Genomic DNA, 14,005 nt, shown 5'->3' with positions numbered 1-14,005 from the left:
ATTTATGTTTAAATTCCATTTATTTTATTAAAATCGGTCGTTTATCTTTGTTTTAGCCAAAAGTTAGAGCGACAGGGTTATGTTTGAATTAGTGAGCCCAAAGAACACCAAAAATACATAAAATCTAAAACTCTCTATCATACCACATAAACAATTTTGTAATAGGTCTGTTGTGTATTACTCCTTATTGAGAAGGCATCTGAATAAATTTTCCTATCCAAAATTTGTTTTTTTATAGATAACTGTAATTTTTTACTCTTCTTTCATGACTTCACTTCCGTAGTAAACGATTGTGACAGTTAAGAGTGCGAAATGTTGGTTCTTAGCACTGCATTAAATTTGACTGAAAGTGCGTTAGCCAAAAAGAGGGGAATATGCAAAGCTCTCAAAAAGATAGCACTGCTTGGATTATTTAAACATGGGCAGCTTTTCTCATTTCTATTTCTATGACAACTTTTAGTGTTGTCAATTTGCCTGTTGATAACTGGATAAAAGGTTTTATGGGCATGGGTTTAGCTTTCTTTATCGGTTCAACTTTCACCTTGGCTAAAACCACTAGAGATTTGCATGAATCTAAAAAATTAACTTCCAGAATTGACGAGGGAAAAGTTGAGAATTTGCTGTCTCAAGATGATCCTCTAACGCTGAAATAGTTGGTAATTAGGGAAGGTTTACTTTTCTCCTAACTACCAGGTTGTGTTTTTAATCTGAGATTATCTCGCTCGCTTCTAGTTCATCTGTAGTTTCTTTTACCCTGCGGATGGGTAAATTAGCGATTAAGGCTGTTGTGCGTTGGTTACTTTCTAGGGAAAACTCTAAGCCGTCTGTTTCAATTTCCACGTAGCGACAGACTATTGCCAAAATTTCTTGGCGCATTTTTTCCAAAGTTTGGGGGTCTAAGTCGGCGCGGTCGTGGGCTATGACTACTTGCAGCCGACGTTTAACTTGAGTGCGACTGGTGTCAGGTATGCGAACAAACAGTTTTTCTAAAAGTTCAAGGATCATTGCGGGTAGGTCTAAGGCGAAAACTGGAAAATAAGTTAAACAATCTTTGTCCACAACAATTTCCGCAAGCGAGAAAAGATGTTGTCGTTGGGTGAGTCAAGCTCAAGAAATTCAACAGTTTGCCCTTCTAACCTGCGAGCAATGTTTTCAAAGGCTAAGGCAGCTATTGAGGGGGTGTCTGATAATACTAAAGGTTCACCACGGTTGGTAGATACTATTACACGCTCGTCGTCAGGGATTACCCCAATTAAGGGGATGGCGAGAAGTTCCTGAACATCCTGCACAGACATCATATCATTTGCCTGTACCATTGCAGGTCTGATCCGATTAATTATTAAATGAATCTTGTTGACACCTTGTGCTTCTAGTAAGCCCACTACTCGGTCAGCATCGCGGACTGCAGAAATTTCTGGGGTGGTTACAATTAGGGCTTCTTTGGCTGGGGCGATCGCATTTTTAAACCCCATTTCAATGCCTGCGGGGCTATCAATCAGTATATACTGGTATTTTTGTGCTAGTGCATTTACCAGCAGTTTCATTTGGTCGGGAGTGACGGCATCTTTGCTACGATTTTGGGCAGCTGGTAGAAGTACAAGATTGGGTTGTCGCTTATCTTTTACCAAAGCTTGATCTAAACGACATTCTCTGGCTAAAACTTCTACGGCTGTGTAGACGATACGGTTTTCTAGTCCTAGCAGCAAATCTAAATTTCTGAGTCCAAAATCCGCATCAACTAGGGCGACTTGCCGACCTAGTTTGGCTAAAGCCATACCCAAATTTGCGGAAACTGTGGTTTTACCCACTCCTCCTTTACCGGAGGTAGTTACAATAATGCGAGTCATAAATAGGAATTGCGTTCTATTAGGCGTTGTGGAAATAATACTAAATATCTTAGAGGCTTTGATTAATTTTACTTAACTGATTGCGAGAAAAATCGGCTGCTTTAGAAATGCGAATTCCTTGAGTTGTAATGTGTGCTACTTCGGGCGAAAATTGTCTCAGTGATTTTTCTGGCGCTCTTGCTACTGCATCGGCGATTCGCAGTTGGGTTGGTTCCATTTGCAAAGCCATGATTATACACTCACGATTGCCTGTGGCTCCCGCATGAGCTACTCCCCGCAGCCGCCCCCATACAAGAATATCTCCATCTGCTACTACGATACCACCAGGATTGATATCTCCCAAAATAATCACTGTGCCAGGATGACGAATTTCTCCACCAGAACGCACTGTCATTTCTAGATACAGGGCATCTGCCAGAGCTTTGCGGGTAGCTTTAAGATCGGTAGTAAAGGATATTTGTAGTTGTATTTGTTCTACAGAATAACCTAACGTACAAGCTGCGATCGCTGTTTGCCTACGACTAGTCGCCACTGATTTTAGCTGAAGTTGGACTTCATTTAAAGTTTCTTCCAATTGTTGTAGTTGTCTGCTATCTAACAGGCGGTCTTGTGCAACTAGATGTACTATAGTGTTAGGTATCCGCAAGCGATCACTACCATTGAGGCGCTGCTTCATTTGTTGCCAAATTTCTGACCAACTTATTTCTGACCCAGGTACTTGAGATTCGGTTGGCAAAATTAATAACAGTCTTCCCTCTTCTGTTTTTAACTGGACTTGAATCTTATGGTTAATCTTTTCTTCTAATAATCCTAACTCATTATTACTTAGATCACTTAAGTCAGAATTATACCCAGTACTCGTACTAACAGCATTAGCTTGTAAATAAAGGAGAACTGAATTTAAATCAGCATTGGGGATAATAGAATTACTATCTGCATCATCAGTAGAATCTGCCTCTATATTGGCAGTTTTAGCAATATTTTCTTCTACATCAGCTTGTTTAGAAATGGATTTCCCACCAGGAAGTTGAGAATTTGAATCCTGTTGAAAATCATTTGAGGAGTTAGTAGAATCAGAATTCATTCGTAATTGGAAATAGGGAACAGGTGACAGGTGACAGGTGACAGTGATAAGTGATCACTGTTCACTGGTAACTGATAAATGATTATTTTGCCGTCAATCTTTCATAAATTGTACCTAATGCATCGGCGTTACCGACATTACCAGGAAAAAGTACCACTGGCAAGTTAGGAAACTGAGGATGATCAGATGGTGTAATTACCATTGAACAACCTGCTAAAATTTGACCCAGTAATCTGGCTGAAGTTAACGCTAATCCCGTACTCAAAACATCGTTGGAGGTAATCCCACCTTTGCTAATTAAAAATCCTATATCTGCTGGTAAACCCTGAACAATATCCATTAATAAAGCTGAAACTGTTGCCCCAAAGTCTAATCTAGTTTTGACATCTTGAAAGATCAATTCTTGACGACTCGTATAAATTACTGGTGTTTTTCCTGAATTATGTACTATCTTAATTTCTGCTAAACTTTCTTGCAGCAATTGGGCAGTTTGATCTTCTCCATGATCAAGTAATCTAGATACATTGATTTCAATTCCTACTGTTCCCTGGGTTTGTAATAAAGACTCTAATTGTTGAGTCGTTTTTCTAACGTGAGAACCAACTATGACTGCACCTGGTTTACCACCACGCACATATTTCCCCATATTTTCAGCGGCTATGGGTTGGGGAGGTAAGGCAGCTAAAGCTGTTAAAATACTAGCAGCCGAACGGAATAAAAAGCGTTTTCCTTGAGCTGCAGCTGTTAATATATCAACAGCAAAAGTGTTAAGGTCTATTTGGGTTTCTCCGTCTACAACTGCACACTGATTATCATGGAGTTGCAATAATTTCTCTAAACTACCACTACGAATATCTGCCAGTAAAAATTTAGTAACAGTATCTTCTTTGATGCGTCCTTTGGTTTTCTCTTCTACATATTTAGGCAGGTAGCTGTAATTGTAACCAAAGACAGAATCACGGGCAAATTCTGTTTCATGGACTGGGGTAGGAATACCATCAATAGTTAGATAATGGATGCTATCGCGGGTAATTCTTCCACCTTCGAAAAATGCCGGGACGAGAAAATGAGCATCAAATACTCCGAGTTCTTCAGCGATGACATCAGTTTCGATGGGATAATGTCCGCGTAAGGTGGAGTCAGAACGACTAACTACGAGAAAATCATCTATGTTTTCTGCTGCTAAGGCGATTTTTAGATTATGACAAACTTCTCTAGTGACTGTAGCAGCTGCTTCTGGTGTGAGTGATCGCGTATTAGTTAAAATAAAGAAAATGGGAGCATCATCTTTTAATCCTAAACGCAAAGTTTCCACATGCCAACGCATCAACAGTAAACAACTGTGGACGGTTTGACAACCTGTTGGATCATCATCTAAAACGATTATTTTGGGTTGGTTATTCATTTCATAAGTATGTAAATGGTGGTAAATATTCTACATCTAATGTGTAAGGGCAAGTTTGGGGAAAAAAATTTAAACCACTTTCTTTCTTGGCTTGTCCTGCTGCATCATTATATACTTCATCGAGCAGTTTTAACAGATAATTGTAGAAGTTTTTTGATTTAGTTAACTTCCTAATTTCTACTCTAAAACTATCAGTTTCTACTTCCCAATGGTTTTTACAGTCAGGAAGACTCCAATGCTGATACAATAGCAGATGTTTGAGAAGTTGCAGTAGATAAGGTTCCAGTTTCTATCTTTGTTCATTACCCAATGAAGAAATCTCCTCAATTAAATGCTCCCAATCAAGATTTCCTATATCTTGTGCTTGTAATTGTTGTAAAGTTGTTGCTAACCATTGGGGATAATCCTGTTCATAAAGAGTTTGACTCAATAATGTAGATATCATTTAGGATCCTCCTGATTGAATATACAGATTAAGGTTAAAGCATACAATTTGTTGGTTGAAAGAAATCTATGATTACACTTTTCTGAGTTTTCTGATTTCTGCTTGTACATCTAAAGCAATTTACAATGATTGGTTTAGCAGTCGTGCATATTCACCAGGTTGATTACTAACTTTTAAGGTTTGTAGATTGGCTAAATTATTTAGCACTAAATCTTGGTTATTAGCCAGCAGTTTTTCATTATCGCGCAAAATCCGTTCACTTCTTAAGCCACGAACTAAATCCTCTCCAATCAGTTGCAGTGCAGATATTAATATTACTTTGGGAGTTACCAGAGTTATTCAGTTGGTCGTTAATATCTATAGCTTGAACTACTACGTGATATTTATCAACTTCCTATAGGAGGATTTTTAATGCGTGGGGACAGATTTTTTCCGCCAGAGTGATCGCCCCACAATTACGGTAACGGGTACAATAATCAGTAATATAACGCCCAATTTGTTGGAAGATCCTAAGGTGGGTAAAATTATAAAAGCATAAATAAAGCCGATCATAATTGGTGTTAGTGCTAAAGCCAAACCTTCATTGAAGAAAAAGCCCATACGCTTTTCCCTGTTTGCCATAATTGAGGGTCGAAAAACGTTTTCTGGATCAAACCCAGTTAACGGGACGTAAACAAGAATCAAGGCTAAATGTAGCCTAAACTGTCTCTATCACAAGGAAACACATCCAGATTCCAGTTGAAGCAATCAATAAATAGAAAAGATATGGCTATTCTCAACGCTTCTAAAGCTTCAGTAAAAGTATTCAAAGGTTTCTTAGCCCACCTTGGTCTTAATCCTCCAGTCCACTGATGGCTAAGAATAAAAGTGTAGGCACAGAAAACCAACATAAAATGGCGCAGTAAACTGCTTTTATCTCCAACTTGATATTCTTTGAGTCCTAACCATCCCTTGGCTTCCCTGTAAAAAACTTCTACCCAATTTCTTTGGGAATATGTATTAACTATCCATTGGGGGGTGACAATTGATGAAGAAATATTAGGCATAAAGTCGCCAATATCAGTGGCTTGAGAGAAAGTAGAACCATTGATGACGATAGCAATATTCCCCTTTCCACTTAAGGCTGATATTTCTACTTCTTTAGTTACTACCCATAATGTTTTGGGTTTATCTAACTCCAGTTGAATTTCTGTAACAGCCTCTTGGGTTAAACTTTGTGCTAATTTATCTAACCTAATTATTTGTGGACTATCCTCTTAGTCACTGGCAAGGACTTTGGGATGTTTAGCTAATCCTCCTCAATACTTTAAATTCCAATTTTCTATCTTTAATAAGAAAGACCTATTGTGGCAATATCCAGCATCTATAATTACTATTCCTGGTTGATAAGCACGGCTCAAGGTCAGATCTATTGATTTAATTCCTAACTCAGGTTTATTCTCAAATATAGGGTCTTGTTTCCCTTTGGGTAAAGAATCACCGTGGTGATCTAACTCTATATCTAATGGTAAGCTTTTACTGCCATCATATAGATGTGTTGTTACTACTACTATTCCAGTATCCCTTTTCCCAATTTCTCCAATATATTTTCTTCCTACTCCATCCCTAAAATTCCCCCTTTTTCTATGGACAGAATCATCAATTATTAAGCTAAATCCTCTGGTGATTCTCCTCTGACTACACTTTTTCATAATCTCTAACCGACGCTCATTGACTTGGGAACTGGACCAAGGTGCTTCAGTTGAAAAGTGGTGTAATCGGTGGTAGGTCAGCCCTAGGGCATTCTCTGCCATTTTAAATAGGTTTCTTCTCTCACTTTCACCCAATCATCCCCCTAAATAATGTCTAAACTCTGTTTTCTGCGCTTGATGAGTAAATACACCATCAAATCACACCATCTTTCAAACCATGGTGCCATTGCTGCGGCAGTGGTTTCTTTCATCAGCTTCTTTTAACGTGAAAGCTACACCGAAATTGCATTATACTCCTCTTTTTACTCTTAACTTCTGTTTAAGTTCCGTTAAGCGTCTTAGTTCCCCTTTGCCAATTTCTAAGCCGATTAAATATGGATGCACTGCTAGATCCTCCTTGAGGAAGGGTGATTTGTGTATCTCTTTTAATTGTCTTTACCGTGATGATTGCAGCTATATTCAGGAAACCAATTTTCATCGAGGATTTGTTCTAAAGAACCGATGGGAATCAGAGGGAATGTATCGAGGGGAAGTTGTGAGCGAGCAGATGCTTCCTTTCTCGCGTCTTGATAACATTCATCAAATATTTCTAAGATGTAATGTTTTAAACTGGGACTATCTTTAAGTTCATCTTTTATCTGTCTGCGAAATGTTCTAATTTCACCTTTCCAAGGTCCTTGATTACGTTCTCTTTCACTAAGTGGATAGACACAAATAAACATAACTATTTAACAAAATGTAAATTACTTGAAGCAATTGGGATTCCTTGATTCCCCTTTGCCGCATTCGCCATGACATAGTTATAGATTCTCCCACCCACCTACTTATCCCAAGATTTAAGTTTAATTAGATGTACAAGAAGCTTAATTAATAAATTTTGAATTGTCCGTTTTTGAGTTCTACTTAGAGTTTCTAATTCCTCTAATAAATTCTCTAAATTAAGAGCAGAAAACTCCCCTGTGCGAAGTTGAGCGATAGTTGTTCTCAGCCATAGGTAATAACCTTGGTTGTATAGGGTTTAAGTTGTTGTTTTCTCCGGTGTTAGTTGCATGATAATTTGGGTTGATGCACACTTATCACCATCTATTGCTACTTGGATTACTCAGACATTTAGTATAATCGCCTTAGTCTTGCGTGATGTGGGACTAAGAGATGCTGAAGATGAGGACATTTTTGAGGCTGCAAAAGCTCAAGGAGTTATCTTTATCACTAAAAATAGGGACTTTATTGATTTAGTTGATCGTCTGGAAACACCACCACCGCAAGTCATATGGCTAACCTGTGGTAATATTTATAATGCTACGGTGAGAGAGATTTTGAGTGCAAATTTACTAGAAGCTTTGGAAATTTTGTCTTCTGGTGAAGCATTAGTTGAAATTACTTGAGTCCGCTGTCAGAGAACACTACTAAATTTAAATATTATAGAAGTTACGTATTGAGAAGAACAGTCATCCATGGGTATTAAGCAGTACCAGGATTGGTAAGACTTTCCACAATGTAGTCGCGCACAACTAAAGTGAATAAGTTCCTTTGCAATTCATACCAATTAGAAATTATGTTTTCAGAGCGCATTTTTTCGAAAGAAGTGAACAAAATATATGTGTTTTAATTTCTTGGCTATCTCTAACCATAAGTCAACAAATTCCACATACTTGTTTGATGGCTCTATGAAAACTTTCAATCCCCCAATGAGTATTATGAATTGTCACAAATTCACTTTTGGTGATTTGATTGAGAGCTTGTTCATCTGGTAGATACACTATAGAGTCTAGTCTCTAGAGTCTTCTTTCTTGAAGTCTTGCCTAAACAGTTTGATCAATCCAAATGCTCTCAAATGAGTTATCGAACCTTCACCGAGAATTTCTAAACTCCTTAATAGACAATACTTTTTCAGTTTATTTGATACTGTTCTATTTTTCTAAATCCCAAACAGAAAACCCAATTTCTGGTTTTTTAAGAATTTTCAGCTTTCTACCCCTGAATACCAACTGTCTCCTGTAACTATTCTTGGTTTTACACCCCAGTCAATCACTTCCTTGAGCATTTCCTGAAAATAATCGTTCTTCGTCTTTCCCTCCTTTTTGTCGTATATTCTGTAATTTATTCGTACTGAATTTCCATACACATCACTGTAGTACAGTGTGATTAAATCTATTCCTTTGATGCTCTTATGATATTTCCCAGACCAAAAATAACTGATTAATACTGCAGTTTTTGGGTCACTATACAATTTTTATACTACTGTGTCATCTACACTTGCAATCCCTCCTATTATATTTATGATTTCCTTTACTGTATCGAATAAATCCTTCGGTTCCTATGTCTCTGTGAGCAATAATTTATTCACACTGTCATGTGAAACTTTTTCCAATATCTCTGCCAATCTACAACATCCCCCATACTTTGGTTCTGATAGCAACAAAAGAGTGTAATGTTCCAGATTGCATTCTGCTGTAGAAGGTTTGGTTATTTCTCTAATTCTCCCATACCTCCTAAGTAGATGACATTTTTTATCCCTACACTATTTTGCTACTTTATCAGTGGGTAAGTCCTATTAATGTTATCAAAAGGCGAGAGATTTAGCAGCCTCACAAACAGGTTTATCTATTTTTCGCGTGGAATATCCTTTTGATGCTAATTTAGTTGTCAAATCAGATTTTTTACCAGAATAGGAGAATCAATGGTTAGCAGGGGAATACTTAACCAGGAAATGAATTTCAAGAGATAATTCTATTATGTATAAATCTGATACCTAGGGCAGGCAAAATGCCTACCCCAGATGATTTTTACCTACATAGGACGGTAAACTCGATAGTTAATGTTGGGGAAAATATTATCCATTAATTCTACTTTTTCCAACCAACCACTATCAACTTTGCCAATTTTCACATCTTCATACAGTTTATTAAACCGCATCAAGTGTGATCGCGTTCTTCTCACCGCATAGGGAACCATTGTTCCTGTCCGCATAATAAACGCCCAGTCAGAAGATTGTGCTAATAATAACTCCCGCGCTGCTTGATTCAAAGCTTTCCATTGCAACTCATCCTCTGGTTCCAATTTGGAAATTTCAATCATCCGTTCCGCAGCTTTATGTAAATGCGGATAAATCCAGACATTTGTATTGTTCAACCAATATTCATGGAACCCCTTATAACCCCAACTGGACTGGGAAGGACGACAGACTTGTTGTCTCGGGTTAGCGCGCAAATAATCAGCTAAGTGGGTCATTTCATAAGTTCCTTGGTCATACCATGACTTACGGAACAAATAATCAATGAACCATGGACCCTCATACCACCAGTGACCAAATAACTCTGCATCATAGGGAGAAACAATTACCGGGGGACGACCCATAATTCCATGTAAATGTTCAGACTGGCGTTCACGGTTATACATGAAGTTAGCAGCGTGTTCTGCCGCTTTTTCCTTTGCCCAGTAAGGATCATAAAGCGCCTTATCAGAAAGACCTAAACCACGTCCGGTAATTTTATGATACTTAATTCCCGTGTTCTTACGTCGACCATTGGGCATAATGTAGGGCTTAATATATTCATATTCAGCTTCCCAGCCCAAATCTTTGTAAAATTCCCGGTATTCTGCTGCACCAGGATAGCCTACTTCCGAAGACCATACCTGTTGAGAAGATTCATGATCCCGACCAAAAGCAGCTACACCAGTTTCTGTGAAAATCGGGGCATAAGTACCATAGCGGGGACGGGGACGGGCGTATAATATGCCATGTCCATCAGTGAGGAAATAGCGTAATCCGGCATCTGCTAACATTCGCTCTACGCCTTCATAGTAGGCGCATTCTGGCAACCAAATGCCTCTGGGTGCTTGTCCAAAAGTTTGCTCGTAATGTTCACAAGCCACCTGAATCTGTGCCCAAACAGCTTGTGGATACATTTTCATCAGCGGCAAGTACCCATGAGTAGCACCGCAGGTGATAATTTCTAAGTGATTAGAGTCTTGGTACTGTTTAAAAGCTGTAACTAAATCACCGTCGTATTTTTCCCAAACCTTACGGGCTTCATTAAATTCAGTGGCATAATGTTCAGCTAAATAGCGCAAATGCCCATTATGAATATTACGCTCCGCTTCTAGTTCTATTAGTTCTTCTAGTTGAGCTAGATGTGCATCATAGCATTCTTGCAGTAAAGGATCACGCAGCATCGACACTAGGGGCGGTGTCATACTCATCGTGATTTTAAAGTCGATGCCATCTCGCTTTAAGCCTTCAAATACTTTCAATAAGGGGATGTAAGTTTCGGTAATGGCTTCATATAGCCATTCCTCCTCCAGCACGTAGTCACTTTCTGGGTGACGAACGAAGGGCAAGTGGGCATGGAGTACAAGCGCAACGTAGCCTATAGCCATAATGGTCCTGGGGTGTTCCTGTAAGTTGAAGGTCGAGAGTTGGGCAGAAATTAACAATATTTTAAGACTATATCGGGATCATCACAGTAGTTTTATAACTTATGTTTATAAGTCTGTTGGGTTCTGGTGATCTGGACGAAGATAGCTAACAGTTGCCTACCTTGCTATATGAGAGATCCCTTTTCAAAAGATTGAAAATTCATATGTCGTCAGGTATCTAGTACCGTCGTGAATTCAAAATGCTTCTTTCAGAAGAGCTAAGCTAACAAAATAGTACTTCCAGTAAGCAGGCTGCGCAACAAAATTCAAAATGTATACGGCGTGAGCTTTTCAGAGATTTATAATGGTTCGTTTATTTACGCTGTACTGTAATAGGTTTTTATTTTTTCAGTAATAGAGCCGAGTTTTACAAAAATCACAAGAGAGGTATCAAAGCCTGAAAATCCTATTCTAGTCAGGAACACAGTCGCTAAAATCGTTTTATTTATGATTTGATTCCGTGAAGAGATTGGTCTACGTGTATTTATTCTTCAGTTTCTGTATATAAATCTTGTAAATTCTGCACTTGCACACGACGAGAAACACGACGATACTTTTTACTTTCTAACTTCGGTTCATACTGATTTTGACCTTTACCTTTGCTTTTCAGTTTTAATGTAGATTCAGGATCAGCTTGTTGTTTAAGATAATTCTGATATGCGATCATATCATCCAAAAATTCTAAATAATGCTCATACCTTTCCCAATCACTACCCACAGCACAATCAGGTTCATCTCGATGTAAGCAATCACTGAACCGACAACTAGCCACTTCTAACCTTTTTCTTGCTTCGGGAAAATAATATATTAATTCTTCTGGACTAGAATCCAAATCAGGTTGATTAAAACCGGGAGTATCAGCCAATAAACCACCACTACGCATTTCAAATAATTCTACATGGCGGGTAGTATGGCGACCACGGGCTAATTTACCAGAAACTTCTCCCACTCGCAGGTTAACATCGGGAATTAGCCCATTAATTAAGCTGGATTTTCCCACACCAGAAGGGCCAGCAATCACTGTAACTTTATTACTTAAGTATTCGTCAACTTGATGAATATTGATCTCATTTTGGACGCTAATAAATAGTGGTTTATAGCCCCAAGCAAACAGGTGATCGCTAATTTCTTGCTGTTCCTGTGGGGAAATTAAATCACATTTATTCAAACACAACAGCACATCAACCCCTGTAGACTCAGCCTTAATTAAAAACCGACTCAACTGAACAGGTTCCAAAGGTGGATCAGCCACCGCAAACACCAGCAATATTTGGTGAACATTAGCGATCGCAGGTCTGTCCAACTCACTTTGTCGGGGTAAAACTTCAGCAATCGCACCACGTCCTCCAGCCCAATCAGGTTCTTCGACAATCACGCGATCGCCCACCATCACCTGTTGGCCAATTTTCTTCAACCTAGTTCTGCGGGTACACAGGAGATTAGGGACTGGGTACTGGGGACTGGGTACTGGGATAAAATCAAATTCCTTATTCCCTATTCCTTGTTCCCCATCGAGCTGAACACGATAAAAATTAGCCTGTACAGCCAATACCGTACCCACCAACTGTCCAGCAGTAGGAACTGTATACCCTTTCATGCAACAGTTACCGGACGGCGTACTAACAGAGAAAAATAACCAGAACAGTCCGTAATTTTTTCCACGTGATAACCCGCCATAGTCAAGCTATCAGGAACTTGCTCAATAGGTTCTCCTGCATCTAACCAGACTTCTAGTAAACCTCCATTTGGCATTTGTTCCAGACGTAGTTTTGTCCGCACAAAATTAATAGGACAAGGAGTACCACGCAAGTCTAGTTGAGCATCAGGAGTTAATAGAGAAGATATAATCATCACTTAAATAAACTTCCCAAAAATCCTTCTATACCACCTTTACCAGTTCTGTCTCCCTTAATTTTAGCCAATTGCTCCAACAGTTGTCTCTCCTCCGGCGCGATCTTATTGGGAATATCAATTAACACCGTCAACATATGGTCGCCCCGACTAACAGGATTTCCCAAACGGGGTACACCACGATTTTCCAACTTCATCACCGTATTTGGCTGAGTTCCCGCCGGAATAATCAACTCCACAGGACCATCAACAGTATTCACCTCCAAACGACAACCTAAAATCGCTTGCAGGTAACTAATTTTGATTTCTGAGAGAACATTAATTCCATCTCGCTGGAATTCCTCATCCTCATTCACAAACAAATAAACATACAAATCTCCAGCAGGTCCACCACGTTGACCTGCATCACCTTCTTGAGAGATTCGTAAGCGTGTACCATTATCTACCCCAGCCGGAATAGTAATTTTTAGCTTTTTCGTGACCTGATTTGCGCCTTTACCATCACACGCATCACACTTATCCTCAACTACCGTCCCTGTGCCATTACAAGTAGGACAAGTAGAAACTTGAGTAAAACTACCAAACGGCGTTCTAGTCACACGCCGGACTTGGCCAGAACCACTACAAGTGGCACAACTACGGGGACGAGTACCTGGTTTAGCACCAGAACCACTACACACTTCACAAGTTTCTAAATGAGAAATGCGAATTTCCTTTTCACCACCAAATACCGCTTCCCGAAAATCTAACTTCAGGTCTAGCCGTAAGTCATCACCGCGCACAGGTCCACTGCGTCGTCTTTGCTGCTGGGTTGGACTACCCATTCCCCCAGCAAAGCCACTGAAAATGCTTTCAAAGATATCAGCAAAACCGCCCATATCACCCATATCTTGGAAGCCAGCGCCAGCTGCTGCACCAGATACACCAGCTTCACCAAAACGGTTATAACGCTCGCGCGTTTCTGGCTCAGACAAAACCTCATAAGCACGATTGATTTCTTTAAATTGTTCTTCAGAACCCGGTTCTTTGTTCACATCTGGGTGATACTTCCGGGCTTGGCGGCGATAAGCCTGTTTAATTTCTTCTTTGTCGGCGTCACGAGAGACACCCAGAATTTCATAATAGTCGCGGGCCATAGAGCAAGGGTAAAAGTTAGAAGTAAGAAAGCAGAAGTAGCTGAAAGATTAAGGTAAAGGAATAGAGACACTACTTAGTTTTTGTTATTGAATTCTCTCCGGAAAGACAGCCACGGAGATTCTTAAG

At 39.4% G+C, this 14,005-nt stretch carries 9 protein-coding genes and 7 pseudogenes; 2 read left to right on the top strand and 14 right to left on the bottom strand.

The genetic code is table 11. The features are described 5' to 3' along the window. The first annotated feature begins 374 nt into the window (after positions 1–374). Positions 375–653, top strand: a pseudogene (locus AAZO_RS09455) (YiaA/YiaB family inner membrane protein). Positions 654–702: 49 nt separating this feature from the next. On the opposite strand, the gene minE reads toward AAZO_RS09455, so the two are convergent. The 9 genes and pseudogenes from minE to AAZO_RS29595 all read right to left on the bottom strand — a co-directional run. Next, positions 703–1,005 (bottom strand): cell division topological specificity factor MinE, encoded by a 303-nt coding sequence (minE, locus tag AAZO_RS09450; RefSeq protein WP_013191082.1) that lies wholly within the window; start codon positions 1,003–1,005, stop codon positions 703–705. Positions 1,006–1,040: 35 nt separating this feature from the next. Continuing rightward, entirely contained in the window at positions 1,041–1,847 is an 807-nt protein-coding gene (gene minD, locus AAZO_RS09445; protein WP_013191081.1) for a septum site-determining protein MinD, read from the bottom strand. A 49-nt stretch (positions 1,848–1,896) separates the two neighbouring features. Next, entirely contained in the window at positions 1,897–2,931 is a 1,035-nt protein-coding gene (minC, locus tag AAZO_RS09440) for a septum site-determining protein MinC (RefSeq protein ID WP_013191080.1), read from the bottom strand. A gap of 82 nt (positions 2,932–3,013) precedes the next feature. Continuing rightward, positions 3,014–4,336 (bottom strand): four-carbon acid sugar kinase family protein, encoded by a 1,323-nt coding sequence (locus AAZO_RS09435; RefSeq protein ID WP_013191079.1) that lies wholly within the window; start codon positions 4,334–4,336, stop codon positions 3,014–3,016. 1 nt (position 4,337) lies between these two features. Next, a pseudogene (locus tag AAZO_RS09430) lies at positions 4,338–4,781 on the bottom strand (DUF29 domain-containing protein). Between the two features lie 120 nt (positions 4,782–4,901). Then, a pseudogene (locus AAZO_RS09425) lies at positions 4,902–5,465 on the bottom strand (hypothetical protein). 2 nt (positions 5,466–5,467) lie between these two features. Continuing rightward, positions 5,468–6,723: pseudogene (locus tag AAZO_RS29600) on the bottom strand (IS701 family transposase). Between the two features lie 174 nt (positions 6,724–6,897). Further along, a pseudogene (locus AAZO_RS09415) lies at positions 6,898–7,170 on the bottom strand (DUF29 domain-containing protein); the annotation flags it as partial. Between the two features lie 122 nt (positions 7,171–7,292). Next, a pseudogene (locus tag AAZO_RS29595) lies at positions 7,293–7,475 on the bottom strand (DUF29 family protein); the annotation flags it as partial. Positions 7,476–7,521: 46 nt separating this feature from the next. Here AAZO_RS29595 and AAZO_RS09410 point away from each other — a divergent pair. After that, a complete protein-coding gene (locus AAZO_RS09410) occupies positions 7,522–7,857 on the top strand; it encodes a DUF5615 family PIN-like protein (protein ID WP_013191077.1) in 336 nt (111 codons plus the stop codon). 76 nt (positions 7,858–7,933) lie between these two features. On the opposite strand, the pseudogene AAZO_RS35190 reads toward AAZO_RS09410, so the two are convergent. The 5 genes and pseudogenes from AAZO_RS35190 to dnaJ all read right to left on the bottom strand — a co-directional run bounded on the left by AAZO_RS35190 (position 7,934) and on the right by dnaJ (position 13,878). Continuing rightward, positions 7,934–8,951: pseudogene (locus AAZO_RS35190) on the bottom strand (IS701 family transposase). 311 nt (positions 8,952–9,262) lie between these two features. Beyond that, on the bottom strand, positions 9,263–10,852 hold the full coding sequence (locus AAZO_RS09400; RefSeq protein ID WP_013191076.1) for a glycoside hydrolase family 57 protein: 1,590 nt from the start codon (positions 10,850–10,852) through the stop codon (positions 9,263–9,265). A 523-nt stretch (positions 10,853–11,375) separates the two neighbouring features. Next, positions 11,376–12,488 (bottom strand): small ribosomal subunit biogenesis GTPase RsgA, encoded by a 1,113-nt coding sequence (gene rsgA, locus AAZO_RS09395; protein ID WP_013191075.1) that lies wholly within the window; start codon positions 12,486–12,488, stop codon positions 11,376–11,378. Continuing rightward, positions 12,485–12,742, bottom strand: a complete 258-nt coding sequence (locus tag AAZO_RS09390) for a sulfurtransferase TusA family protein (protein WP_013191074.1) — start codon at positions 12,740–12,742, stop codon at positions 12,485–12,487. Before AAZO_RS09390 ends, rsgA begins: the two co-directional genes overlap by 4 nt. Next, the gene (gene dnaJ, locus AAZO_RS09385; protein ID WP_013191073.1) at positions 12,742–13,878 is read right to left on the bottom strand and encodes a molecular chaperone DnaJ; all 1,137 of its coding nucleotides are present in this window, start codon (positions 13,876–13,878) and stop codon (positions 12,742–12,744) included. Before dnaJ ends, AAZO_RS09390 begins: the two co-directional genes overlap by 1 nt. Positions 13,879–14,005 lie beyond the last annotated feature (127 nt).

This window comes from 'Nostoc azollae' 0708 (genome assembly GCF_000196515.1).
GTDB lineage: Bacteria > Cyanobacteriota > Cyanobacteriia > Cyanobacteriales > Nostocaceae > Trichormus_B > Trichormus_B azollae.
This window is presented reverse-complemented; position numbering and strand designations above follow the sequence as displayed.

What these genes read in the sequence shown, in the direction of transcription:
- minC (WP_013191080.1), bottom strand. Translation starts at nt 2,931, where the DNA reads ATGAATTCTGATTCTACTAACTCCTCAAATGATTTTCAACAGGATTCA.
- minE (WP_013191082.1), bottom strand. Translation starts at nt 1,005, where the DNA reads ATGATCCTTGAACTTTTAGAAAAACTGTTTGTTCGCATACCTGACACC.
- dnaJ (WP_013191073.1), bottom strand. Translation starts at nt 13,878, where the DNA reads ATGGCCCGCGACTATTATGAAATTCTGGGTGTCTCTCGTGACGCCGAC.
- AAZO_RS09435 (WP_013191079.1), bottom strand. Translation starts at nt 4,336, where the DNA reads ATGAATAACCAACCCAAAATAATCGTTTTAGATGATGATCCAACAGGT.
- AAZO_RS09400 (WP_013191076.1), bottom strand. Translation starts at nt 10,852, where the DNA reads ATGGCTATAGGCTACGTTGCGCTTGTACTCCATGCCCACTTGCCCTTC.
- rsgA (WP_013191075.1), bottom strand. Translation starts at nt 12,488, where the DNA reads ATGAAAGGGTATACAGTTCCTACTGCTGGACAGTTGGTGGGTACGGTA.
- minD (WP_013191081.1), bottom strand. Translation starts at nt 1,847, where the DNA reads ATGACTCGCATTATTGTAACTACCTCCGGTAAAGGAGGAGTGGGTAAA.
- AAZO_RS09390 (WP_013191074.1), bottom strand. Translation starts at nt 12,742, where the DNA reads ATGATTATATCTTCTCTATTAACTCCTGATGCTCAACTAGACTTGCGT.
- AAZO_RS09410 (WP_013191077.1), top strand. Translation starts at nt 7,522, where the DNA reads ATGATAATTTGGGTTGATGCACACTTATCACCATCTATTGCTACTTGG.